This is a genomic window from Streptomyces sp. NPDC055103 (assembly GCF_053607625.1).
Window position 1 is genome coordinate 21,503 of the sequence record NZ_JBSGTX010000027.1, and the last position, 22,941, is coordinate 44,443.

The following is a 22,941-nucleotide window of genomic DNA, read 5'->3' on the forward strand; positions in this document are numbered from 1 at the left end:
GTCATGCCTCCTTGGCGGTGCGAGTGACGGCGGGGTGGAGCGGGGCGCTCTCCGGAACGCCGGCCGGGCGGAGGTTCGCGAACTCCTTGCGCAGGACCGGGACGACCTCCTCGCCGAGGATGTCGAGCTGCTCCAGGACGGTCTTGAGGGGCAGTCCGGCGTGGTCGACGAGGAACAGCTGGCGCTGGTAGTCGCCCACGTAGTCGCGGAAGGACAGGGTGCGCTCGATGACCTCCTGCGGCGAGCCGACGGTCAGCGGGGTCTCCCGGGAGAACTCCTCCAGGGACGGGCCGTGGCCGTAGACGGGCGCGTTGTCGAAGTACGGGCGGAACTCCCGTACCGCGTCCTGGGAGTTCTTGCGCAGGAAGATCTGGCCGCCGAGGCCGACGATCGCCTGCTCGGGGGTGCCGTGGCCGTAGTGGGCGTACCGCTGGCGGTAGAGCCGGACCATCTTCTCGGTGTGCTGCTTGGGCCAGAAGATGTGGTTCGCGAAGAAGCCGTCGCCGTAGTAGGCGGCCTGCTCGGCGATCTCGGGGGAGCGGATGGAGCCGTGCCAGACGAACGGCGGGACGCCGTCGAGCGGGCGCGGGGTGGACGTGAAGCCCTGGAGCGCGCTGCGGAACTTGCCCTCCCAGTCGACCACGTCCTCCCTCCACAGCTTGTGGAGGAGCGCGTAGTTCTCGATGGCGAGCGGGATGCCCTGGCGGATGTCCTGCCCGAACCACGGGTAGACCGGCCCGGTGTTGCCGCGGCCCATCATCAGGTCCACGCGGCCGTCGGCGAGGTGCTGGAGGGTCGCGTAGTCCTCGGCGATCTTCACCGGGTCGTTGGTGGTGATGAGGGTCGTGGACGTGGACAGGATCAGGTTCTCGGTGCGGGCGGCGATGTGCCCGAGGAGGGTGGTGGGGGAGGAGGGCACGAAGGGCGGGTTGTGGTGCTCCCCGGTGGCGAAGACGTCGAGCCCGACCTCCTCGGCCTTGAGCGCGATGGCGACGGTGTCCTTGATCCGCTCGTGCTCGGTGGGGGTACGGCCGGTGGTGGGGTCGGCCGTCACGTCGCCGACGGTGAAGATCCCGAACTGCATCGCGCTCACCTCTCGCGTTCCTGATTAGTGGTTGAAACTTAAACTAACACGTCCAACGGCGCGCCCTCCCGAGGTATTCCCAGCCCCCGGCCGGCCGGCAGCCCCCGTGCCTCTCGCCCGCGCCCGCCCGCCGGCAGCCGCCCGCGCCCGCGCCCCCTCGGCCGTACCCTGGAGCGCATGACTGAGAAGACGTACGACAACGAGCGCTGGAAGGAGCGGGGCGTCATGCTCCGCGTCTTCGTGTACATCTTCGCGACGCACGCCTTCGCCGGCTTCGTCTGGCTCCTCTTCTACGTCGGGCAGAACGCCCAGAAGTAGGGCCGCGTAGGGGCTCACGTAAAGTCCCGCACGTGAACGCTGCGATATCGGTCGTCGGAATCGGCGCGGACGGCTGGGACGGACTCCCCGAGAGCTCCCGCCGCGTCCTGCGGACCGCCGAGGTCCTCATCGGCGCTCCCCGCCAGCTCGACCTGCTCCCCGCCGACGCGTGCCCCGGCGAGCGGATCACCTGGCCCTCACCGCTGCGGCCCGCCGTCCCCGGACTGCTCGCCGCCCACGAGGGCCGCGCCGTCGCCGTCCTCGCCAGCGGAGACCCCTCCTTCCACGGCATCGCCCGTACGCTCTCCGAGGCCATCGGGACGGCGGGCGCCGAGGCCACCGGGCCCGCGCGCGCCGCACTCCGCGTCCACCCGCACCCCTCCTCCGTCTCGTACGCCTGCGCGCGCCTCGGCTGGCCCCTGGAGGACGTCGAGACCGTCTCCCTCGTCGCCAGGCCGCTCGCCGCGCTCTCCGCCGCCCTCCACCCCGGCCGCCGGCTCCTCGTCCTCGGCGAGGGCCCCGGCACCCCCGCCGAGGTCGCCGGCCTGCTGCGTCGCACCGGCTGGGGCGGCACCCGTGTCCGCGTCCTCGAACAGCTCGGCGGGCCCGCCGAGCGGCTCCTCGACGGCACCGCCGCCGACTGGCCGTACGACCGGACCGACGCGCTCCATGTCCTCGCGCTCGACTGCGTACGCGACCCCGGCACGCTCCGGCTCGGCGCCGCGCCCGGCCTGCCGGACGAGGCGTACGAGCACGACGGGCAGCTCACCAAGCGGTACGTCCGCGCCGCCACGCTCGCCGCCCTCGCCCCCGCCCCCGGCGAACTCCTCTGGGACATCGGCGGCGGCTCCGGCTCCATCGGCATCGAATGGATGCGGACCCACCGCTCCTGCCGGGCGGTCGCGGTCGAGAAGTCCCCGGAGCGCGCCGCGCGCATCACCCGCAACGCCGACGCCCTCGGCGTCCCCGCCCTGCGTGTCGTCACGGGACCGGCCCCCGCCGCGCTGACCGGCCTCCCCACCCCCGACGCCGTCTTCATCGGCGGCGGCCTCACCGTCCCCGGCCTGCTCGACGCCTGCTGGGACGCCCTCCCGCCCGGCGGCCGGCTCGTCGCCAACACCGTGACCCTCGAATCCGAGGCCCTGCTCGCCGACCGCTACCGCCACCACGGCGGCGAACTGGTCCGGCTCGCCGTCGCGGCCGCCGTCCCGGTCGGCGGGTTCACGGGCTGGCGCCAGGCGATGCCCGTCACGCAGTGGTCCGTAACCAAGGAAGAGGAAGCATGACCGTCTACTTCATCGGCGCGGGCCCGGGCGCGGCCGACCTGATCACCGTGCGCGGCGCGCGGACCCTCGCGAAGTGCGGGGTCTGCCTCTACGCCGGCTCCCTCGTCCCGACCGAGCTGCTCGCCGAGTGCCCGCCGGACGCCAGGCTCGTCGACACGGCCCAGCTCGACCTGGACAGGATCGTCACCGAGATCGTCCGCGCGCACGAGGACGGCCACGACGTGGCACGGCTGCACTCCGGCGACCCGTCCGTCTTCAGCGCGGTCGCCGAGCAGATGCGCCGGCTGGACGCGTTGGACATCCCGTACGAGGTCGTGCCGGGCGTCCCGGCGTTCGCGGCGGCGGCGGCCGCGCTCAAGCGGGAGCTGACCGTGCCCACCGTCGGCCAGACCGTGATCCTCACCCGCATCGCCCAGCAGGCCACCCCGATGCCCGAGGGCGAGGACCTCGCGACGCTCGGCCGCAGCGGCGCCCTGCTCGTCCTCCATCTGGGTGCCCGCTACGTCGACCGGATCGTCTCCGAGCTCGTCCCCCACTACGGCGTGGACTGCCCGGCCGCCGTCGTCGCGATGGCCAGCCGCCCGGACGAGCTCGTCCTGCGGGGCACCCTGGAGGACATCGCCGGCCAGGTGAAGGCCGCGGGCATCACCAAGACCGCCGTCATCCTCGTCGGCCGCACCCTCGCCGCCTCGGAGTTCCGCGACAGCCACCTGTACGACCCGGCGCGCGACCGCCACACCTGCTGACGCCGCCACGGGCCGGCGCCCGGACCGGCTCCGTACCTACGGGAACGCGGCGGGGCCCCGGGGAGTCCGAAGACCCCGGGGCCCCGCCGCGTTCCCGCCGGCCTGATCCGAAAGACAGGCCCTACGCGTTCGGCCGCTTGCCGTGATTCGCCTTCTTCTTCTTGCGTGCCCGCTTCTTGTTGCCGCGCTTCGCCATGGGACTCCCTCTCACGTGGGGGCTATGTCCTGGTAAGCGTAGGTTCGGGGTCCGGGGGTCGCATGTCGGCTGTCGGTGTCCGTGCTGTCTCATGGACGGGTGACCGTCTACGACGTCGCCCGGGCGCTGCCGGGCATCGAGGAACTGCGCGACCACAGCCGAGGGCTCGCGATGCTGGAGGCCGTGCTCTGCCCGGAGTGGGAGAGCCGGTACTACTCCTTCGACGCGCACTGGTCGGAGACCGAACAGCTGGCGTCCATGAAGAACGGCCAGGGGGACGAGTACACGATCGTCCTCTCCCCCGCCGGGGTGTTCGCCCGCGTCTTCGACCACGAGTCGCCGCTGAGCCCGTTCGGGTCGCTCGCGGACGGGCAGACGTGGCCCGGGGTGCTCGACGGAGTCCCGGAGGCCTTCCGGGAATACCTGACGGAGCCCGCGTTCACCGACGAGGACGACGTCCATGTGACCACCGCCTGCCTGTGGCGCGAACCCACGGACACCGCCTGGCACACCGGCCCGGTCGAGTTCCCCGACCTGGACGACCACGAGGACCCGGACGGCTCCGGCCGCCTCCTCCACCTGCTCACGGACCGCTCGGCGGAGGCGTACGCGGAGTGGGCATCCGACTACTACGAACGGCCCGTCGACCTCGCGGCCGTACGCCACGTCCTCGCCCTGCGTCCCCTGACCCCGGAGATCGTGGCGGCCCTCAACCCGGAGACGGATCTCGCCGGCCTCGCGGAGGACGTTCGGGAGATCGGCTACCCGACCGGCTGAACGCCGGTACGGCGCGGTCGTCGAGACCTATGACGGCGACGGTCCCCGTACCGACGAGCGGCCCACGACCGTGCCCGCGCGGTCGATGCAGATCACGTCCACCGCGACCGGTGCGCCCCGCAGGACCGCGAGGGACTCGTCGCGGGCGCGGGCGGCGACGAGGTCGCCGAGGGGTACTCCGGCGGCCTCGCAGAGGCGGAGCGCGGCGAGGCCCGTGTTGGCCTCCGCGATCTCGGCGGCGAGGGCCTCGGAGGCGCCGCCGGTGCGGGCCAGGTCGGCGAGGAAGCCCTTGTCGACCTGGGAGCGGGCCGAGTGGAGGTCGAGATGGCCCGCGGCCAGTTTGGAGAGCTTGGCGAAGCCGCCGCAGACCGTGAGCCGGTCCACGGGATGGCGGCGGATGTACTTGAGGACCGCACCCGCGAAGTCGCCCATGTCGAGGAGGGCGATCTCCGGCAGCTCGTACATCCCCGCGACCGTGCGCTCGGAGGTCGATCCTGTGCAGCCGGCGACGTGCGTGAGGCCGCCCGCGCGGGCCACGTCCACGCCCCGCCGGATGGAGTCGATCCAGGCCGAGCAGGAGTAGGGGACGACGACGCCGGTCGTGCCGAGGATCGACAGGCCGCCGAGGATGCCGATCCGCGGGTTCCAGGTGGAGCGGGCGATCTCGGCGCCGTTGTCGACGGAGACGGTGATCTCGACGTCGCCGGGCGCCCCGTGCCGGGCGGCGACCCCGGCGACGTGCTCGCGCATCAGCTGCCGGGGCACGGGGTTGATCGCGGGCTCGCCGACCTCCAGGGGCAGGCCGGGCAGGGTGACCGTGCCGACGCCCTCGCCGGCGCGGAAGACGACGCCGGAACCGGCCGGCAGGAGCCGTACCGTCGAGCGGATCACGGCCCCGTGCGTGACGTCCGGGTCGTCGCCCGCGTCCTTGGTCACCGCGGCCATGGCCGACCCGCCCGACAGGGACTCGGCGGTCAGCGCGAAGGACGGCGTCTGCCCCTTCGGCAGCGTGATGCTCACGGGGTCGGGGAAATCGCCGGTCAGGAGCGCCGTGTACGCGGCGGTCGTCGCCGCCGTCGCGCAGGCACCCGTCGTCCAGCCCGGGCGGAGACCGGTGTGCTTGAGTTGGGCCTCACGCCCGCCGCCTGAAGTCACGAAGAGGCTCCTGTGCACATACTCATTCTCGGGGGGACCACCGAGGCCCGCGCGCTCGCCGGACTGCTGCACACCGAGACCGGCGTACGGGTCACCAGCTCCCTCGCGGGGCGGGTGGCGAGCCCCCGGCTGCCCGAGGGCGAGGTCCGGATCGGCGGGTTCGGCGGCGTCGACGGGCTCGTCGAGTGGATCGGCGGGCACGCCGTGGACGCGGTCATCGACGCCACGCATCCCTTCGCCGAGCGGATCAGCTTCCACGCGGCCCGGGCGGCCGCCACCGCCCATGTTCCCCTGCTGGCGCTGCGCCGTCCCGGCTGGGTCCCGGCCGAGGGCGACGACTGGCGCTCCGCGGCCTCCCTGGAGGAGGCGGCCGGGGCGCTGGACGGTCTCGGTGAGCGGGTCTTCCTGACGACGGGCCGCATGGGCCTCGCGGCGTTCGCGGCCTGCCCCGAGTGGTTCCTGGTCCGCTCGGTCGACGCCCCGGACGCCCCGATGCCGGCCCGCACCGAGGTCCTCCTCGACCGGGGCCCCTTCACGCTGGACGGCGAGCGGGACCTCCTCGCCCGCCACCGGATCGACGTGCTGGTGACGAAGGACAGCGGCGGCGCGGCGACGGCCCCGAAACTGACCGCGGCCCGCGAGGCGGGCATCCCGGTCGTGGTGGTCCGCCGCCCGCCGGTCCCGGAGGGCGTGGAGAAGGCGGCGACCCCCGAGGAGGCCGCCGCCTGGGTGCTGCGGCAGGGCCCGTCCGGCGGATCAGGGTCCGGACAGGCCCTGGGGCTGCGTCAGAGCCAGGAGGCCCAGATGCCGTACGCGTCCGAGCGGACGGACTGTTCGACGCCCGCGTCGTCGGTGAAGACGACCCGGTAGTAGTAGAGGCCCAGCAGGTCCTCGGCCACCGTCGAGTCGTAGTAGTGGCCCGGCAGGGTCCCCGCGGCATCCGCGGGCGGAGGGCTGCCCAGGGCACCCGTGGCGAGGGTGGTGTAGGCGCCCGCGAGGGGGTCCCAGCGCTCGACGCGGTACTGGGTGGCGGTCCCGCAGGGGACAGAGGACCCGTCGCGGCACTCCAGGTTGATCCCGGGGTACTGGGCTTCCCGGACGCCGGTACCGGTCCAGCCCGGCGGCCGGGTGTCCGGCAGGGTGACGCTGATCTCCGCCGGGTTGAGGTCCTCGGGGCGGGGGTCCACGTCGTGGTAGTCCGAGGCGGCGACCCGGTAGACGTGCTCGCGGCCGTCGGGGACGGTCGGGCAGAGGATCTCGGTCTCGGCCAGGGAGGCGCCCCTCCAGCAGTTCTTCCACCAGGAGGTCTCGCCGGTGGCGGGGTCGGTGACGCCCTGCCACACCACGTACTCCTGGACGTCGTCGTCGGCGGGCGGGGTCCAGGTGAGGCGGACGCCGAGCGGGATCTGCTCGGCGGCCAGGTTCTGGACCGGCGCCGGGCGCACGGTGTCCGGGGTGGTCTCCGTGGCGGCCGGCCCGGGCTGCGACGCGTGCCCGTAGCGGTCGACCGTGACGACTCGGTACTCGTACGTCGTCTCGGACGCGCCCTGGACGTCCCAGCAGGTGCCGATGACCTCCTTCGGGCCCGCGTACGAGGGAACTCCGCTGGAGGCCCACGACCAGTACACGTGGGGGTCCGTCAGCGGCTGGTCGTCCGAGGTGAACGGCTTGCAGCCGTCGACGGTGCTGGTCTCACCGGTGGCGGTGTCGGTGCGGACGATCCGGTACGTGGGGAGGGGGTTCTCGTCGACGGTCCACGGATCGGCGCCGGCCCACTCGATCATCACGCCCTCGTCGAACCTGCCCGCTGTCGTCCGGAACGGGGGGATGGACTCGGCCCGGTCGGCCATCGACAGCGTGATCTCCACGGGGGCGGAGGCGTTGCCGTTCGCGTCGTAGGCCCGTACCGCGTACCGGTACGTGTCGGCGACGGCTGCCTTCTGGCGCGGCACGATGTCGGTCGCCGTCGTGGTGTCCCCGGCGGGAAGGGCGTTCAGGTGGCCGCCGGTCGCCGGGTCGTACTGGAAGACCCGGTACGAGGCGGCCCCGGGCACGGGTGCCCACTTCAGATGGGGGACGCCCGACTCGTAGGCGACGCGGGCGTCGGCGACGGGCGCCGGGGGCGTCCGGTCCCAGGTGGCGAAGGTGGTGGCGGCCGAGTACGCGGACCAGTTCCCGGCGGCGTCGCGGGCACGGCCGCGGTAGGTGACCGTGCTGCCGTCGGCGGGCTGTCCGGCGTCGCAGAACGTGCCCTTGGCGCCGGAGTGGACCGTCGTCCAGACGCCTGTCACCGGGTGCCGACGCTGGCCCTCGTACCACGCGATGTCCGCCAGGTTCGCCGCTGTGGTGGAGAGTCCGGCCGCCGCGTGGAGCGGGTTGTCCGGGCAGCCGGTCTGCATGACGTGGGGCGCGGTGGGCGGGGTCTTGTCGACGCTGGCGACCGTGAGGTCGGCGCTGCCCCAGGACTCGTTGCCGGCCTTGTCGACCGCGCGGAGTTCGTAGAGGTACGTCTGGCCCGTGGCCGGCGGGTAGTTGACGTACGAGGTGCCCGGGATCAGGGCGGTGGTGCCGCTGATCCTGGCCCAGGCGGTGGTGGGGAGCCGCCGGTAGACGCGGTAGCCGGCGAGGTCCATCTCCTTGTTGGCCGCCCACTTCAGGGAGACCTTGTTCAGCGCCCGGTCGTACGTGACGCCGGTGCCGGTGGGCACCAGCGGACGTATCTTGTCGACGGTGGCCGAAGTGACCGGCGTGTACGTGAACTTGACGTTCGCGGCGCCGGTCCAGGCCGCGTAGTAGACGCTGATGCTGTGGCGTCCGGCCGGGACGGTGACGTTGACCGTCTGCTTCTGCGTCGTGGAGACGCTCTTCCACAGGTCGATCTTGCGGACGCCGTCGAGGTAGACGCGTATGCCGTCCTGCGCCTCGGCGGTGAACGTGAACGGGCCACCGGAGCCGAAGTCGCGGCTGAGGGACCAGCGGACGGAGAAGTAGTCGTTGGGCAGCGTGACGCCTGCCGGGTCGCCGTAGCCGTAGTTCTCGGCGATGGCGCTGTCGCAGGACGTCAGCTTGGGGGTGCCGGCGAAGGTGGAGTTGGCGAAGAACTCCGTCTTCCACAGCGGCGAATTACACGTGACGGCCGCGGCGGCCGGGGTGGCGGTCAGCAGACCGCCGGAGGCGACGAGGGCGGCCGTGGTGGCCAGCGCGCTCAGTCGGGTACGGGTGATCACGAAGAGTGGGGCCCTTTCCGGACCTGCGGGGAACGGGTGACGCGTGGGGGAGGGGGCGGTGCGGCTGGGGCCGGTGTGTTCCGCCGAAGGCGCACTCTACCGACTGGTTCCTTCCGCGCGACAGGGGATTGCGCCCGGCGTTCAATGGAGGGGTGGGTACCGTCCGCTGGCTGGCTACGGCGGGGCTCGTGGCGCTGCTGGGCACCGCACCGAGCCCCTCCCAGAACCTCGCGCCGAGCCCCTCCCCGAGCCCCACCCCAAGTCCCACCCCGCCTCCCTCCCCCAGCACCTCCGCCACCCCGGATCCGCCCCCGCCGCAGCCGCCCCCCGTGCTCGACCGGGCGGACGTGGACCGGGCGGTCGGGCGGCTGGACGCCACGGTCACGGAGCTGATGAAGCGCACCGGGGTGCCCGGGGTCTCCGTCGCCGTCGTGTACGAGGACCAGGTCCTCGTCCTCAAGGGGTACGGGGTGCGCGAGGTCGGCAAGGAGGCCAGGGTCGACGCCGACACCGTCTTCCAACTGGCCTCGGTGTCGAAGCCGATCGCGTCCACGGTCGTCTCCCGGGCCGTCGGCGTCGAGGGCTGGCAGCGGCCCGTCGCCCCCGACCTGCCGGAGTTCCGGCTCAAGGACCCGTGGGTGAGCTCCCATGTGACGGTCGCCGACCTGTTCGCGCACCGCAGCGGCCTGCCCGACCACGCGGGCGACCTCCTGGAGGACCTCGGCTACGACCAGGCGTACATCCTGTCCCACCTGCGGTACGAGCCACTGGCGCCCTTCCGCGCGAGCTACGCGTACACCAACTTCGGCCTGACGGCGGCCGCCGAGGCCGTCGCCGCGCGGCAGGGCGTGCCGTGGGAGAAGCTCGCCGAGGACCTGCTCTACAAGCCCGCCGGGATGAACGACACCAGCTCCCGCTTCGAGGACTTCGCCGCCAACGCCGACCGGGCCGTCGGCCACGTACAGGAGTCCGACGGGACGTGGAAGGCGCGGTACGTGCGGGACCCGGACGCCCAGTCACCGGCCGGCGGCGTCAGCTCCTCGGCGCGTGACATGGCGACCTGGCTGCGGATCCAGCTGGCGAACGGCGAGCTCGACGGCCGCCGGATCGTCGACGAGGAGGCCCTGGCCCTCACCCACCGCCCCGAGAACGTGACCTCCCCGCCCCGCGCCCCGGCCGGCCGGACCGGCTTCTACGGCCTCGGCTGGAACGTGTCGTACGACGACGAGGGCCGGCTGCGCCTCTCGCACACCGGCGCGTTCGCGCTCGGCGCGCACACCAACGTCACGATGCTGCCGGGCGAGCGGCTCGGGATCGTCGTCCTCACCAACGGCGCCCCGGCGGGCGTCGCGGACACCGTCGCCCTCGACTTCTTCGACATCGCGCAGAACGGCGAACCCTCCCGCGACTGGCTGCCGTTGGTCGACGGGCTCTACAAGCAGCAGGAGGAGGCGGGCCGTTCGGAGACGGACTTCGCGAAGCCGCCCACCGACGCCACCCCCGCGAAGGCCGCCGACGCCTACACCGGCACGTACACCAACGACTACTACGGCCGGCTCTCGGTGGCCGCGGAGGACGGCGTCCTGGTGCTGAGACTGGGGCCGGAGCCCCAGTCGTACCGCCTCACGCACTACGACGGGAACACGTTCAGCTTCCCGACGCGCGGGGAGAACGCCGTCGGCCCGACCGGCGTCACGTTCTCCCCGGACGGCAGGTCCGTCCGCGTCGAGTACCTGGACCAGGAGGGTCTGGGCACCTTCACCCGGACCCGCTCCTAGCGTCCGGTCAGTTGTACCGGCGCGGGGTCCAGGCGATCGTCCGGCCGTCCGCCCGCTCCACCGCGCGCGTCTGCGAGGAGCCGACGAGGAGCAGGGTGCGCATGTCGACCTCGGACGGGTCCAGGGTCTTCAGTGTGAGGACGCGGACCGACTGCTCCGGGCCGCCGACGTCCCGCGCGACCACGACCGGCGTCTCCGGGTCGCGCAGCTCCAGGAGCAGGTCGCGGGCCGCGGCCACCTGGTGCGTACGGGACTTGGAGCCCGGGTTGTAGAGGGCGATGACCAGGTCGGCGGTGGCGGCGGCGCGCAGCCGGGTCTCGATGACGTCCCACGGCTTGAGGCGGTCGGAGAGCGAGATCGTGGCGTAGTCGTGGCCGAGCGGGGCGCCCGCCGCGGCCGCGGCCGCGTTGGCGGCGGTCACGCCCGGGAGGACCCGTACGGGCACGTCCGCGTACGCCGGCTCGCAGGCGACCTCCAGGACGGCCGTGGCCATCGCGAAGACGCCCGGGTCGCCGCCGGAGACGACCGCGACCTTCCGGCCGCGCCGGGCCAGGTCGAGCGCGAACTCGGCCCGCTCCGACTCGACCTTGTTGTCGGAGCCGTGCCGGATCTGGCCGGGGCGCAGCTCCGGGACGCGGTCCAGGTAGGTGGTGTAGCCGACGAGGACGTCGGCGTTGACGAGCGCGCCGCGCGACTCGGGCGTCAGCCAGGGCGCTCCGGCCGGGCCGGTGCCGACGACGACGACCTCGCCCCGCTCCCGTACCGGGAGTTCCTGGTCGACGCGGGAGGGGAGGACGGCGACGGAGAAGTACGGGACGGTCTCCGGGTCCACGTCCGTCAGCTTCTCCGTGCGCTCGCCCGTCATGAACGCCCGCTCCACGTACCGCGCGTCGTCGAGCCGGCCGGCCCGTTCCAGCGCGCGCCTCACGGTGGGGAAGGTGCGGCCGAGCTTCATCACGACCGCCGAGTCGGTGCCCGCGAGGCGGGCCGTCAGCTCGTCCTCCGGCAGCGTGCCGGGGATGATCGTGAGGACCTCCTCCGCCTCGCACAGCGGCTCGCCGAGCCGGGCGGCGGCGGCGCTCACCGAGGTGACGCCGGGGATGACGGTGGTGTCGTAGCGGTCCGCGAGCCGCTTGTGCATGTGCTGGTACGAGCCGTAGAACAGCGGGTCGCCCTCGGCGAGGACGGCGACCGTGCGGCCGGCGTCGAGGTGGGCGGCGAGGCGGGCCGCGGCCTCCTCGTAGAAGTCGTTCAGGGCGCCCCGGTAGCCGCCGGGGTGGTCCGTGGTCTCGACGGTGAGCGGGTACACCAGCCGCTCCTCGACGTGGTCCTCGCGGAGGTGCTCGGCGGCGATGGAGCGCGCTATCGAGCGGCCGTGGCGGGCCGAGTGGTACGCGACGACGTCGGCGGCGGCGATGGCCTTCACGGCCGCGACCGTCATCAGGTCCGGGTCGCCGGGGCCGAGCCCGACCCCGTACAGCTTGCCCTTGCCCGTACCCGTGCTCATGCCTGGATCTCCGCTTCGTGGGCGAGGGCGTTGACGGCGGCGGCGGTCATCGCGCTGCCGCCGCGCCGGCCCCGTACGACGAGGTAGTCGAGGCCCAGGGTCTGCTCCGCGAGCGCGTCCTTGGACTCGGCGGCGCCGATGAAGCCGACCGGTATGCCGAGGACGGCGGCGGGCCTCCCTGCGCCCTTCGCGATCATCTCCAGGAGGTGGAAGAGCGCGGTGGGGGCGTTGCCGATGGCGACGACGGAGCCTTCGAGGCGGTCCCGCCACAGTTCGAGCGCGGCGGCGGAGCGGGTGGTGCCCAGCTCGGCGGCGAGGGCGGGCACGGCCGGGTCGGAGAGCGTGCAGATCACCTCGTTGTCGGCGGGCAGCCGCTTGCGGGTGACGCCGCTGGCGACCATCTGCGCGTCGCAGAGGATCGGCGCTCCGGCACGCAGGGCCTCGCGGGCGTTCGCGACGACCCGGGGGGAGTAGGCGATGTCCTGGACGAGGTCCGTCATGCCGCAGGCGTGGATCATCCGGACCGCCACCTGGGCGACGTCGGCGGGCAGGCCCGCGAGGTCCGCCTCGGCGCGGATCGTGGCAAAGGACCGGCGGTAGATCTCCGCCCCGTCCTTCTCGTAGTCGAACATCCTGTTCTCGCTCATCTCGTTGTGCGGGCCGTTGCGACTGCTTCGGGCAGGGCGGTACGGGGGGTGGGGGCGCCGTTCACCAGGTAGGCGCCGTCGGCGGTGGCGACGACGTCGACCCAGGCGCCGTGCGGGTGCCCGCAGCGGCGCTCGCACCCGGAGTAGTGGACGGGGAGGAGCCCGGCGCCCGGGACGGGGCGGCCTCCGGCGGACCCCGGATGCGCGTCGGCGCGGACGTCCGCGAGGGACTTGGCGCAGCCCGGGCGCCCGGTGCAGGCGCTGACGCCCACCCGGGGGGAGTCGGGGCGGGTGATCAGCCCGTGGGAGGACAGGGCGGCGAGCCGGTCCGCCGCGGGTGCCGTCGCCCCGACGACGACCGCACCGCGCCACGGCGTCAGCCGTACCTCGTCGGCGGGCAGCAGCGCGCGCAGCTGGGCGGCGGTGAGGCGGCCGAGGGGTGCGAGGACGTAGAGGGAGGTGGGGCCGAGGGGGCCGGGGGTGAGGTGCGTCGCGGCCTCGGGGAGGCGTACAGCCGCTACGGGCTCCGATACGGGCTCCGATACGAGCTCCGCTACGGGCTCCGCCACGATCCCCGCGCGGGCGAGCGCGCCCGCCAGGTCCGGGGCGCACCCCTCCGGCAGTTCCCGCACCCGCCAGGCCCCGTTCCCGGCCTCGAGGGCGGCGTCCAGGAAGGCCCCGGCGGCGGCGAGCGCGGCGCGGGGGGCGTCGGCTCCGGCGACCCGGAAGGCCGTCCCGCCGACGCGCACCAGGGCGGACTCCGGCTCCACTGCGACCAAGGTCACATCCCCGCCGAGCCCTGCCACGTCCCCGCGCCCGTCGTCGAGGACGAACAGGAAACGGCCGGAAAGCGCCGCCGTCCAGGGCTCGGCGCAGAGGAGGCCGTCCAGGGCGCGGGCCCACAACTGCACCTCGGGGCCGCCGAGTCCGTCGAGACCGGCGGCGGGGGAGGCCACGATGTTGCGGACGCGCTCGTGGGTGGGGGAGGGCAGCAGGCCCGCTTCCGCGAGGAGCGCGGCGAGCTCCGCCCCGCACTCCTCCGTGAGGCCGCGCAGCTCCGCGTTCCCCCGGGAGGTGATGCTGACCGACCCGTCGCCGAAGGACTCCGCCACGGCCGCCATCGCCTCGACCTGACGTGCCGTCAGGCGCCCTGCGGGGAGCCGCAGTCGGGCCAGTCGGCCGTCGTCGGCGGCGTGCAGGCGCAGCGCCCCGGGGCAGGCGTCGCCACGGTCCCGTATGCGAGCTTCGTCCCGTTCGGGTGTCGGGGGTGGGGTGGGCGGCATGGCGGCGAGCATACCCACGGGGAACCGGGCCACCACCGAGTGTGATCCGGCCGACTCGACGGCCCGCCCCGCCCCGACGACGCCACGATCTAGGATGCAGATCGGCATGGGGTCCCAGGACCCCGGGGAGGAAGCCCGGTGAGAATCCGGCGCGGTCCCGCCACTGTGAGCCCGTACCAGCGATGGCGCGGGTGAGTCAGGAACTCCCCCGCCGTCCACACGACCACCCGGGGCGCGGACAACCCCGAGGAAGGGCCTGCGCACGCCATGCTTCTGCTGCTGTCGCACTCCGACACCGACCTGCTCAGTGCCCGCGCGGCGAACGCCGCCTCGGCCTCCGCCGAGGGGGTCGGTGGCCCGGTCGAGTACCGCTTCGCCAACCCCTCCCGGCTCCCCCTCGCCGAACTGCCCGGCCTCCTCGACGGCGCCGACCTCGTCGTCGTCCGCCTCCTCGGCGGCATCCGCTCCTGGGAGGAGGGGATCGACGCGATCCGCGCCACCGGGAAGCCGGTCGTCGTCCTCAGCGGCGAACAGGCCCCCGACGCCCAGCTGATGGAGACCTCGACCGTCCCCGTCGGCGTCGCCACCGAGGCGCACGCCTACCTCGCGCACGGCGGCCCCGCGAACCTGGCGCAACTGGCCCGCTTCCTCTCCGACACCGTCCTCCTCACCGGCCACGGCTTCGAGGCCCCGGCGGCGGCCCCCACCTGGGGCCCCCTGGAGCGGACCGCGCGCCGCACGGACGGCCCGACGATCGCGGTGCTCTACTACCGCGCCCACCACATGAGCGGGAACACCGCCTTCGTGGACACCCTCTGCGCGGCCATCGAGGACACCGGCGCGCAGGCGCTCCCGCTGTACGTGGCGTCCCTGCGCGCCCCCGAGCCTGAGCTGCTCGACCGGCTCCGTACCGCCGACGCGATCGTCACCACCGTCCTCGCGGCGGGCGGCACCAAGCCCGCCGAGGCGCAGGCCGGCGGCGACGAGGAGGCCTGGGACGCGGGCGCGCTGGCCGCGCTCGACGTGCCGATCCTGCAGGCGCTGTGCCTGACCGGTTCGCGCGAGAACTGGCAGGAGAACGACGAGGGCCTGTCGCCGCTGGACGCGGCCAGCCAGGTCGCCGTGCCCGAGTTCGACGGCCGGCTCATCACCGTGCCGTTCTCCTTCAAGGAGATCGACGCGGACGGGCTCCCGGCGTACGTCGCGGACGCCGAGCGCGCGGCCCGGGTCGCGGGGATCGCCGTCCGCCACGCGCGGCTCCGCCACATCCCGAACGCCGAGAAGAAGCTGGCGCTCGTCCTCTCCGCGTACCCGACGAAGCACTCCCGCATCGGCAACGCGGTCGGCCTGGACACCCCGGCATCGGCCGTCGCCCTCCTCCGCCGTCTGATCGCCGAGGGCTACGACTTCGGCCCGGCCGAGGAGCTCCCCGGCCTGGTCTCCGGCGACGGCGACGAGCTGATCTACGCCCTCATCGACGCCGGCGGCCACGACCAGGACTGGCTGACGGAGGAGCAGCTCGCGCGCAACCCCGTCCGCATCCCGGCCGCGGACTACAAGCGCTGGTACGCGACGCTGCCCGAGGAGCTCCGCTCGCACGTCGAGGAGCACTGGGGCCCGGCGCCCGGCGAGATGTTCCTGGACCGCTCGCGCAACCCCGAGGGCGACATCGTCCTCGCGGCCCTCCGCCGCGGGAACCTGCTGATCCTCATCCAGCCGCCGCGCGGCTTCGGCGAGAACCCGATCGCGATCTACCACGACCCCGATCTGCCGCCGTCGCACCACTACCTCGCGGCCTACCGCTGGATCGCCGCCCGCGCCGAGGACGGCGGCTTCGGCGCCGACGCGATGGTGCACCTGGGCAAGCACGGCAACCTGGAGTGGCTGCCCGGCAAGAACGCCGGCCTGTCCGCCGCGTGCGGCCCCGACGCGGCCCTGGGCGACATCCCCCTGATCTACCCCTTCCTCGTCAACGACCCGGGCGAGGGCACGCAGGCGAAGCGGCGCGTGCACGCGACGCTCGTCGACCACCTGGTGCCGCCGATGGCGCGCGCCGAGTCGTACGGCGACATCGCGCGCCTGGAGCAGCTCCTCGACGAGTACGCGCAGATCTCCTCCATGGACCCGTCGAAGCTGCCCGCGATCCGCGCCCAGATCTGGACGCTGATCCAGGCGGCGAAGCTCGACCACGACCTGGGTCTTGAGGACCGCCCGGAGGACGACGGCTTCGACGACTTCCTGCTGCACGTCGACGGCTGGCTGTGCGAGGTCAAGGACGCGCAGATCCGCGACGGCCTGCACGTCCTGGGCGGCGCGCCGGAGGGCGAGGCCCGCGTCAACCTGGTCCTCTCGATCCTCCGTGCCCGTCAGATCTGGGGCGGTACGCAGGCGCTGCCGGGCCTGCGCGAGGCGCTGGGCCTGGACGAGTCGGCCATGGACCGGGCCAGGACCGACGACATCGAGGAGCGCGCCCGCCGGGTGGTCGAGGCCATGGAGGCCGCCGGCTGGTCCGTGGACGCGATCACGGACGCCGCCGTACTGGGCCTGGGCGCCCCGCCGATGGGCGGCACCGCGTACGGGATCCAGCTGGAGTCCGTGAAGACGGTCCTCCGCTTCGCCTGCGAGCAGGTGGTCCCCCGCCTCGCCGGTACGACGGACGAACTGACCCACGCGGTCCACGCGCTGAACGGCGGCTTCGTCCCGGCGGGCCCCTCGGGCTCCCCGCTCCGTGGCCTGGTCAACGTCCTCCCGACGGGCCGCAACTTCTACTCGGTCGACCCGAAGGCCGTCCCCTCCCGCCTCGCGTGGGAGACGGGCCAGGCCCTCGCCGACTCCCTCCTGGAGCGCTACCGCACGGACAACGGCGAGTGGCCGACCTCCGTCGGACTCTCCCTCTGGGGTACGAGCGCGATGCGCACCGCCGGCGACGACGTGGCCGAGGCGCTGGCCCTGCTCGGCGTCCGCCCGCTCTGGGACGACGCCTCGCGCCGCGTGAACGGCCTGGAGGCCATCCCCCTCGCCGAACTGAACCGCCCCCGCGTGGACGTCACCCTCCGCATCTCGGGCTTCTTCCGCGACGCGTTCCCGCACGTCATCGGCCTCCTGGACGACGCGGTACGCCTGGTGGCGGCCCTCGACGAACCGGCCGAGGACAACTACGTCCGGGCGCACGCGCAGGCCGACCTGGCCGAGCACGGCGACGAGCGGCGCGCGACGACCCGTATCTTCGGCTCGCGCCCGGGGACTTACGGGGCGGGCATCCTCCAGCTGATCGACAGCCGCGACTGGCGCACGGACGCGGACCTCGCGGAGGTCTACACGGTCTGGGGAGGCTACGCCTACGGCCGGGGCCTCGAAGGCCGCCCGGCGCGCGCCGAGATGGAGACGGCGTACAAGCGCATCGCGGTCGCGGCGAAGAACACCGACACCCGCGAGCACGACATCGCGGACTCGGACGACTACTTCCAGTACCACGGCGGCATGGTGGCGACCGTCCGCGCGCTGAAGGGTACGGCCCCCGAGGCGTACATCGGCGACTCCACCCGCCCGGAGACGGTCCGCACGCGCACGCTCGTCGAGGAGACCTCCCGCGTCTTCCGCGCCCGCGTGGTCAACCCGCGCTGGATCGAGGCGATGCGCCGCCACGGCTACAAGGGCGCGTTCGAGCTGGCGGCGACGGTCGACTACCTCTTCGGCTACGACGCCACGACGGGCGTGGTGGCCGACTGGATGTACGACAAGCTCACCCAGGAGTACGTCCTGGACCCGGCGAACCAGGCCTTCCTCAAGGACGCCAACCCCTGGGCCCTGCACGGCATCGCGGAACGCCTCCTCGAAGCCGAGTCCCGCGGCATGTGGGAGAAGCCGGACCCGGAGACCCTGGCCGCCCTGCGCCAGGTCTTCCTGGAAACGGAAGGCGACCTCGAAGGCGCCGGAGGAACCGACGAGGAGGAGTAACCCTCCTCCTCACCCGCAAGGTCCCCGAAGGCCTCGCTCACCGCACGGGGGTCGGTGGACGGGGCCTTCGGCATGCTCAGGCGCTGAAGCCGAGGGAGGCCAGCCCTTCGGACTGACAGAGCCGGTCGGAGGGGCCGTCGACCACGGTCTGAAGGAGCTGGTAGGCGGCGCCGTGGGACTGGCCCCAGTGCATCGCGGCCCGCCACAGAACACGCCCGAGGCCCTGTCCTCGGGCCTCGGGCAGGACGGCGAAGTACTGGGGGAGGAGCTGGGGGCGTCCGATCGCGTCAGGACGTACGTCCATGGGGCCGATCGCGCCCACGACGCGCTGATCAACGGCGGCGGCGAGGACGGGACCGCACCGGCCTGCCTGCAACTGGGCGTGGAGGAAGGCCAGGCCATCGCCCGCCATGGCCTGGGCGAACGGGGCGAAGGTCTCCTGCACGGCGGCCGGCCAGTCGGTGACGGGACGCACGGGACCACCGGGGTCGGGACAGGGCCGGGCGGTGAAGTCCTTCAGCTGAATGCGGATGCCACGAGGGGAGCTTGTCTCGGGTGCGAGCGGGCGCACGACCCTTGCGTTGACCGCGTCGTGCGCGGCGGCGAGTTTCGCGGCCAGTTCGGCGGCGTCATCCACGACACTGCCCCGGTGCCCGTAGGCGAAGACCTTGACGGTTCCGCGACCGCGCCGGCTCAGGGTGGGGACGAGGGTGTGTTCGGGCTGGTGCACCACGTCGCCGCGGAGGACCGTCTCGTCCTTCTCACCGCCCCACCGCCGGTCCTTGTCGTAAGGCAGGAAGTCCCCGGTGACGGCCGCTCGCAGGACGTCCTCGAAGACGTCGACGCTCAGGGCATCGGGATGGACAGGGCCGAGAGTCGGCACGATCGGCGCGGTCAGCATGGGCCGGAGCCAGTCCCAGCGGAAGAACATGACCGGCACCCTAACGGTCGGCAGAACGGGGTTCAGGCCCCGACGCGGACGCGCCAGGGCCTGAACGGAACCGACCGGATGCTGTCGGTCAGTGGGGGTTGTCGTCACCGGCGTCGCAGGAGCACTCCGCGCTCTCCACGACGTCGTCCAGGTCCTGGACGACGGTCACCGAGAGGGCGGCGACGGGCGGCGCGGCGCGGCGGGCCGAGGTCGGCGGGCCGGACAGAAGGGGCACCAGTACGGGCGGGGTCATGAGGCGTTCTCCTTGTCTCCGTGTTGGCAGTAGCTGTGCAGCGGCGCCTTCGCCTCCTGGTAGTGCTTGGCCAGGGGGCGGCAGACCCGGCAGGTGCCGGACAGGGCGCAGCCCTCGCACCCACCGGTGCGAAGCATGAGGCGGTCGGCGATGGCGCCGAGCCGGGTGAGGCCGTCGATGCCTTCGGCCATCAGGTCGATCTGGTCGTCCCGGCCGACCTTGCAGATCGACACCTTGGCGTGCGGGTCGGCGTGGAAGAAGGTGTGTCCCGCGTTGCAGCCGGCGAACGGCTTGCGCTGCCGCAGGTGGGCGGCGGACTGGGCGAGCAGCGGCTCGCCACCGCCGTAGATCGTGGGCGTCATGTTCGTGTACGCGTGGTTCTCGACGTTCCACTCCTCGGCGAGGGCGGCCATCTCGTCGGCCTCGGAGGCGTTGTCCTCGGTCACCACGACGTTGATACGCAGCGGCAGGCCCGCCTCGCGTGCGGCGTCCATGCCGCGCCGGAACGCCTTCCACGCGCCACGGCGCTGGGTCAGCGTGTCGAAGGACTCCTCGCTCGCCCCGTACATGCTGACCACCAGACGGTACGGCGGAGAGTCCCGGAAGAGCTTGAGGAGGTCCGGCCGCCAGAGCAGCGAGCCGTTCGTGGAAATGGTGAGCATCATCCCGGCCTGCCAGGCGTACCGGTAGGCGCCCTGGAAGTGCGGGTCCATGGTGGGTTCACCACCGGTGATCTGAAGCCAGAGGACCCCGGCCTCGCGCATGAGGTCAAGGAGTCGCAGTTTGTCCTCCCAGCCGAGGCCGGAGAAGGGCCGCTCGCCGAGGTAGCAGTGCTTGCAGCCGAAGTTGCAGCCGAGGTTGATCTCCCAGGAGGCACGGCAGTAGCCGTACGGGGACGGCTCGCGCACCAGCACCGTGCCCTGCGCGGGCCGGCCGTCCAGGTCGATTCCCCACAGGTCGTCGGCGGTCCGCACCGCCCAGGCCGGCAGAGCTTCACCACCGGCGGCGGCTTGCCGGATGCTCGCGTAGTGCTCGGCGGGGATACGGGCCCCGGCCCTCGCGCCCGGTTTGAGGAGCAGGTGTCCGTCGAGGAACGGGGATGCGATCAGAGCATGGGCCATCAGTGGCCCTCCTTACGGATCATGGAACGCGGTGGCACGCGTGCGCCGTGGCGGCCGGCGATGCAGTGGATCTCGCCGAGGCCGTTGCAGGTGCCGCAGGTCTTGCCGGACGAGTCGGCGCCGGTGCCGCCGCAGTCCCCGCAGCTCTCGTTGCGAGGAGGGCGAAGGGGAGGGCGTCGGGCGTTGTCCGGGCTCGCGATCAACCGGTGCACGGGGTCTCCTCCAGGACGTCTTCCCAGGTGTGCTGCTCGGTGTGGTAGGCGAACAGACAGCAGCCCTCACCGTCGGGGCCCGGGGCGACCACCGGGCAGTCCGGCAGCGCGACCAGGTCCACGTCGGTCTCCTCCTGCCAGCGGAGCCACAGCGCAGTCGCGTACTCGCCGAAGTCGTCGAGGAGGAGGCCGTAGTGCTCACCGTCGCCGTGCGCGGACAACTGGCACTGCACGGCCCTGTCCACGCATGCGCCAGCCGACCTGTCCCGCGCTTCCCGCGCAAGGTTCAGCGGCACCCAACGCCAGTGCGGGCACCTCATCACGAGACCGGCCCGGGTGTGTCTTCGGCGTGGGGAGAGCGGTCTGTGCAGCGCGGACACATGCATGGCTGAAAGCCCATGGGGTTGTTGAGAGTCACGGGATTCTCGATCTCCCGTACCTCCGTCACCCGGCCCCAAGTCCGGCCGGAGTCACGGGAGACCCTGAGCGTCATGAGGACTCGCTGCTCGGTGTCCAGGCCGTGCGTCCGCGCCTTGCCATCCGGCTTGCGCGCCAGAATCTCGACTCTCGTGGTCATGACCGAACTCCTCTGCGAATCCCGCTGCTCGTCCAGGGCAACTTCCAGGAAAGCGTGAGGAGTCGGCGTTCTCCACGGCATCAATGCGGCAGTCTTGATGCAGGTCCGTGCATGGGCACCGTGGGGGCCGAAGCCGCGGGAAGGGGGTGCCATGGGACTGACAGAACGACGTAGGGCCCTGGGCTACAGTCAGGAGAAGCTAGCCGAGTTGCTGGGCGTGGACCGCACGACGGTCGGACGCTGGGAAAGTGGCAAAGTCGCTCCTCAGCCGCTACAGCGAAGGGGCCTGGCCGCCGCGCTCGAAGTCAACCTCCCAGAGCTGGACACCCTCCTGAAGCCGCCACGAGCCGCCGGCCGGACGGCTGCCTGGCATGAGCCCATTGACCCCCCGAACGCGGGAGAGCCTGACGAAATGATCCGCCGTGAGTTCCTTCGCATACTGACTGTCAGCGGGGCTTTGACAGCCCTGCCGGTCGAGGAGGCCGAAGCTCTCACCGAGGGTGTCCGCCGGGGAGGGACTGCCGAGTTCGCGTGCATGAACAGACACCTCTGGCAGGTCTATCAACTGGCCCGTTCCAAAGGATCCGTCTATCCCGTCATCCGGGACCAACTGGCGGTGCTGAACGAGGCGCTGGCGAGCAACCAGGGAAGTGCACGCCCCCTGCTGAGCGCGGCAGCCGACCTCTTTCAGTTAGCCGGCGAGGTGGCGTTCGACGCCAACCGGTACTCCGACGCAGCCGCGTCCTACTCGCTCGCGGCCTCGGTCAGCAAGGACGCCGAGGCGTACGACCTGTGGGCCTGCGCGCTCGTTCGCCACGCCTACGTGGACATCTCCGAACAACGCTACCGCCAGGCGGCGCAGATGCTCGGTGCGGCCGAGCGACTGGCCGGGCGAGGGGACAGCGGCCTCGCGACTCGGCATTGGGTCGCTTCCGTCCAAGCCGAGGCATACGCCGGCCTCGGCGATCTGGATGCCTGCGAGCGTGCGATGGACCAGGCGGAGACCGTCCGTGATCTCACCCCGAACAGCGTCAACGGCGGGTGGCTTCGGTTCGACGGTGCGCGTCTGGCCGAGGAACGCGGATCGCGCTACGTACAGCTCGGCCGTCTCGACCTGGCGGAGAACGTCTTGCGGGAGGCCCTGGAGCGGACCACTCTGGCGTTCGGGCAGTCGTATCGGCGACGCGGAGCAGTGCTCACGAACCTGGCCGTCATCGGTGCCAAGCGGCGGGACGCAGAACAGGTTGTGGAGTTCGGCAGGGAAGCCGTCGAGCTGGCCCGATCCTCCGGGTCCGGGTACGTCGCCCGTAGACTCCGAGTCCTGTGCGACGAGTTCGGTCCCTTGAGCCGCGACCACCGCGTGGCGGAGCTGGGTGCGGAGATCGCCGCTCTGAGCACGCCGTGACGAGAGGGGAAGCCATGTCGCAGACCGAGGGTGCACGACTGTTCCGGGAAGCCTGGATCGCGGGAGTCCACCAGCACTTCCCCGGCGAGCCCAAGGCCGGCTACGTGACGCCATGGGCGGATACGCCGGAGTGGGAGCGCGAAGCTGCGGGCTCCGTCTTCGAGCAGGTCCGCCAGTTCATCGAGATCAGTGGCGGCACCACTGCCCGGCTGACCCGCGAGCAGAAGAGCCGTTTCGTCGCGACGTGCTGGACCGCCCAGATGTTCAAGCACTTCGAAGACCCCAAGCCCGGCTACGTGGCGGACTGGCCGGAGCTGCCATCGTGGCAGCAAGCGACCGACGCTGACATCTTCGAGGCCATCGAAAAGTCCTTGATCGACCGGCTCTGAAAGGGAATCGGGTGTGAATCCCCCTGCGAGTCCACGTACCTTGGCCCGCACCTGGTGACCGGCCTCGAACTGGTCCCCCCAGGGGCGGCAGG

At 72.6% G+C, this 22,941-nt stretch carries 20 protein-coding genes, 1 pseudogene and 1 riboswitch; of the genes and pseudogenes, 9 read left to right on the top strand and 12 right to left on the bottom strand.

Features of this window, described 5'->3' with window-relative positions; all coding sequences use genetic code 11:
- Position 1 precedes the first annotated feature (1 nt).
- Complete coding sequence (locus tag ACWFR1_RS18680; protein WP_453552556.1) at positions 2–1,084, bottom strand: LLM class flavin-dependent oxidoreductase; 1,083 nt, start codon at positions 1,082–1,084, stop codon at positions 2–4.
- Between the two features lie 177 nt (positions 1,085–1,261).
- On the opposite strand from ACWFR1_RS18680, the gene ACWFR1_RS18685 reads away from it, so the two are divergent.
- Genes ACWFR1_RS18685 through cobM form a run of 3 tightly spaced genes read left to right on the top strand, consistent with a single transcriptional unit; the run spans position 1,262 to position 3,434 of the window.
- Positions 1,262–1,402 (top strand): DUF6126 family protein, encoded by a 141-nt coding sequence (locus ACWFR1_RS18685; protein ID WP_453552425.1) that lies wholly within the window; start codon positions 1,262–1,264, stop codon positions 1,400–1,402.
- 32 nt (positions 1,403–1,434) lie between these two features.
- Entirely contained in the window at positions 1,435–2,688 is a 1,254-nt protein-coding gene (gene cbiE / locus ACWFR1_RS18690; RefSeq protein ID WP_453552427.1) for a precorrin-6y C5,15-methyltransferase (decarboxylating) subunit CbiE, read from the top strand.
- Complete coding sequence (gene cobM / locus ACWFR1_RS18695) at positions 2,685–3,434, top strand: precorrin-4 C(11)-methyltransferase (protein WP_453552429.1); 750 nt, start codon at positions 2,685–2,687, stop codon at positions 3,432–3,434. Before cbiE ends, cobM begins: the two co-directional genes overlap by 4 nt.
- 121 nt (positions 3,435–3,555) lie before the next feature.
- Here the strand turns inward: cobM and ACWFR1_RS18700 are convergent, their stop codons facing one another.
- On the bottom strand, positions 3,556–3,630 hold the full coding sequence (locus tag ACWFR1_RS18700; protein ID WP_099895366.1) for a 50S ribosomal protein bL37: 75 nt from the start codon (positions 3,628–3,630) through the stop codon (positions 3,556–3,558).
- A 99-nt stretch (positions 3,631–3,729) separates the two neighbouring features.
- Between ACWFR1_RS18700 and ACWFR1_RS18705 the strand changes: the two genes are divergently transcribed.
- Positions 3,730–4,407 (top strand): hypothetical protein, encoded by a 678-nt coding sequence (locus tag ACWFR1_RS18705; protein WP_453552431.1) that lies wholly within the window; start codon positions 3,730–3,732, stop codon positions 4,405–4,407.
- A gap of 27 nt (positions 4,408–4,434) precedes the next feature.
- Here the strand turns inward: ACWFR1_RS18705 and ACWFR1_RS18710 are convergent, their stop codons facing one another.
- A complete protein-coding gene (locus ACWFR1_RS18710) occupies positions 4,435–5,562 on the bottom strand; it encodes a cobalt-precorrin-5B (C(1))-methyltransferase (protein WP_453552433.1) in 1,128 nt (375 codons plus the stop codon).
- Between the two features lie 12 nt (positions 5,563–5,574).
- Between ACWFR1_RS18710 and ACWFR1_RS18715 the strand changes: the two are divergent.
- Positions 5,575–6,294, top strand: a pseudogene (locus tag ACWFR1_RS18715) (cobalt-precorrin-6A reductase); the annotation flags it as partial.
- Positions 6,295–6,347: 53 nt separating this feature from the next.
- Here ACWFR1_RS18715 and ACWFR1_RS18720 read toward each other — a convergent pair.
- Positions 6,348–8,789 (bottom strand): PA14 domain-containing protein, encoded by a 2,442-nt coding sequence (locus ACWFR1_RS18720; RefSeq protein WP_453552435.1) that lies wholly within the window; start codon positions 8,787–8,789, stop codon positions 6,348–6,350.
- Between the two features lie 152 nt (positions 8,790–8,941).
- Here ACWFR1_RS18720 and ACWFR1_RS18725 point away from each other — a divergent pair, with 152 nt between their 5' ends.
- Complete coding sequence (locus ACWFR1_RS18725) at positions 8,942–10,567, top strand: serine hydrolase (protein ID WP_453552437.1); 1,626 nt, start codon at positions 8,942–8,944, stop codon at positions 10,565–10,567.
- 7 nt (positions 10,568–10,574) lie between these two features.
- Here ACWFR1_RS18725 and ACWFR1_RS18730 read toward each other — a convergent pair whose 3' ends face one another.
- Genes ACWFR1_RS18730 through ACWFR1_RS18740 form a run of 3 tightly spaced genes read right to left on the bottom strand, consistent with a single transcriptional unit; the run spans position 10,575 to position 14,016 of the window.
- A complete protein-coding gene (locus ACWFR1_RS18730) occupies positions 10,575–12,074 on the bottom strand; it encodes a precorrin-2 C(20)-methyltransferase (protein WP_453552439.1) in 1,500 nt (499 codons plus the stop codon).
- Positions 12,071–12,721, bottom strand: coding sequence for a precorrin-8X methylmutase (locus ACWFR1_RS18735; RefSeq protein WP_453552441.1), 651 nt, complete (start codon positions 12,719–12,721; stop codon positions 12,071–12,073). Before ACWFR1_RS18735 ends, ACWFR1_RS18730 begins: the two co-directional genes overlap by 4 nt.
- Positions 12,718–14,016 carry a cobalamin biosynthesis protein CobG gene (locus tag ACWFR1_RS18740; RefSeq protein WP_453552558.1) on the bottom strand — a complete coding sequence of 433 codons (1,299 nt, stop codon included), beginning with the start codon at positions 14,014–14,016 and terminating at the stop codon, positions 12,718–12,720. Before ACWFR1_RS18740 ends, ACWFR1_RS18735 begins: the two co-directional genes overlap by 4 nt.
- A gap of 77 nt (positions 14,017–14,093) precedes the next feature.
- Positions 14,094–14,230: riboswitch (cobalamin riboswitch) on the top strand.
- Positions 14,231–14,271: 41 nt separating this feature from the next.
- Between ACWFR1_RS18740 and cobN the strand changes: the two genes are divergently transcribed.
- Positions 14,272–17,961, top strand: coding sequence for a cobaltochelatase subunit CobN (gene cobN / locus ACWFR1_RS18745; RefSeq protein WP_453552443.1), 3,690 nt, complete (start codon positions 14,272–14,274; stop codon positions 17,959–17,961).
- Between the two features lie 76 nt (positions 17,962–18,037).
- Here cobN and ACWFR1_RS18750 read toward each other — a convergent pair whose 3' ends face one another.
- The 5 genes from ACWFR1_RS18750 to ACWFR1_RS18770 form a co-directional block, all read right to left on the bottom strand.
- Complete coding sequence (locus ACWFR1_RS18750; protein WP_453552445.1) at positions 18,038–18,892, bottom strand: GNAT family N-acetyltransferase; 855 nt, start codon at positions 18,890–18,892, stop codon at positions 18,038–18,040.
- An 88-nt stretch (positions 18,893–18,980) separates the two neighbouring features.
- On the bottom strand, positions 18,981–19,145 hold the full coding sequence (locus ACWFR1_RS18755; protein ID WP_453552447.1) for a hypothetical protein: 165 nt from the start codon (positions 19,143–19,145) through the stop codon (positions 18,981–18,983).
- On the bottom strand, positions 19,142–20,266 hold the full coding sequence (locus ACWFR1_RS18760; protein WP_453552449.1) for a radical SAM protein: 1,125 nt from the start codon (positions 20,264–20,266) through the stop codon (positions 19,142–19,144). The genes ACWFR1_RS18755 and ACWFR1_RS18760 overlap by 4 nt, the downstream gene beginning before the upstream one ends.
- Positions 20,266–20,478: a hypothetical protein gene (locus ACWFR1_RS18765; RefSeq protein WP_453552451.1), complete on the bottom strand. Its 213-nt coding sequence runs from the start codon at positions 20,476–20,478 to the stop codon at positions 20,266–20,268. Before ACWFR1_RS18765 ends, ACWFR1_RS18760 begins: the two co-directional genes overlap by 1 nt.
- Positions 20,466–20,711 (bottom strand): hypothetical protein, encoded by a 246-nt coding sequence (locus tag ACWFR1_RS18770; RefSeq protein WP_453552453.1) that lies wholly within the window; start codon positions 20,709–20,711, stop codon positions 20,466–20,468. The genes ACWFR1_RS18765 and ACWFR1_RS18770 overlap by 13 nt, the downstream gene beginning before the upstream one ends.
- Positions 20,712–21,206: 495 nt before the next feature.
- Between ACWFR1_RS18770 and ACWFR1_RS18775 the strand changes: the two genes are divergently transcribed.
- Together ACWFR1_RS18775 and ACWFR1_RS18780 are read left to right on the top strand one after the other, a co-directional pair.
- Positions 21,207–22,460 carry a helix-turn-helix domain-containing protein gene (locus ACWFR1_RS18775; RefSeq protein ID WP_453552455.1) on the top strand — a complete coding sequence of 418 codons (1,254 nt, stop codon included), beginning with the start codon at positions 21,207–21,209 and terminating at the stop codon, positions 22,458–22,460.
- A gap of 14 nt (positions 22,461–22,474) precedes the next feature.
- The gene (locus ACWFR1_RS18780) at positions 22,475–22,849 is read left to right on the top strand and encodes a hypothetical protein (protein ID WP_453552457.1); all 375 of its coding nucleotides are present in this window, start codon (positions 22,475–22,477) and stop codon (positions 22,847–22,849) included.
- Positions 22,850–22,941 lie beyond the last annotated feature (92 nt).

Excerpts from the sequence above, each read along its gene's own strand:
- ACWFR1_RS18735 (WP_453552441.1), bottom strand. The coding sequence starts at position 12,721 with ATGAGCGAGAACAGGATGTTCGACTACGAGAAGGACGGGGCGGAGATC.
- ACWFR1_RS18685 (WP_453552425.1), top strand. The coding sequence starts at position 1,262 with ATGACTGAGAAGACGTACGACAACGAGCGCTGGAAGGAGCGGGGCGTC.
- ACWFR1_RS18755 (WP_453552447.1), bottom strand. The coding sequence starts at position 19,145 with ATGACCCCGCCCGTACTGGTGCCCCTTCTGTCCGGCCCGCCGACCTCG.
- ACWFR1_RS18760 (WP_453552449.1), bottom strand. The coding sequence starts at position 20,266 with ATGGCCCATGCTCTGATCGCATCCCCGTTCCTCGACGGACACCTGCTC.
- ACWFR1_RS18730 (WP_453552439.1), bottom strand. The coding sequence starts at position 12,074 with ATGAGCACGGGTACGGGCAAGGGCAAGCTGTACGGGGTCGGGCTCGGC.
- cobM (WP_453552429.1), top strand. The coding sequence starts at position 2,685 with ATGACCGTCTACTTCATCGGCGCGGGCCCGGGCGCGGCCGACCTGATC.
- cobN (WP_453552443.1), top strand. The coding sequence starts at position 14,272 with ATGCTTCTGCTGCTGTCGCACTCCGACACCGACCTGCTCAGTGCCCGC.
- ACWFR1_RS18780 (WP_453552457.1), top strand. The coding sequence starts at position 22,475 with ATGTCGCAGACCGAGGGTGCACGACTGTTCCGGGAAGCCTGGATCGCG.
- ACWFR1_RS18680 (WP_453552556.1), bottom strand. The coding sequence starts at position 1,084 with ATGCAGTTCGGGATCTTCACCGTCGGCGACGTGACGGCCGACCCCACC.
- ACWFR1_RS18740 (WP_453552558.1), bottom strand. The coding sequence starts at position 14,016 with ATGCTCGCCGCCATGCCGCCCACCCCACCCCCGACACCCGAACGGGAC.
- ACWFR1_RS18775 (WP_453552455.1), top strand. The coding sequence starts at position 21,207 with ATGGGACTGACAGAACGACGTAGGGCCCTGGGCTACAGTCAGGAGAAG.
- ACWFR1_RS18750 (WP_453552445.1), bottom strand. The coding sequence starts at position 18,892 with ATGTTCTTCCGCTGGGACTGGCTCCGGCCCATGCTGACCGCGCCGATC.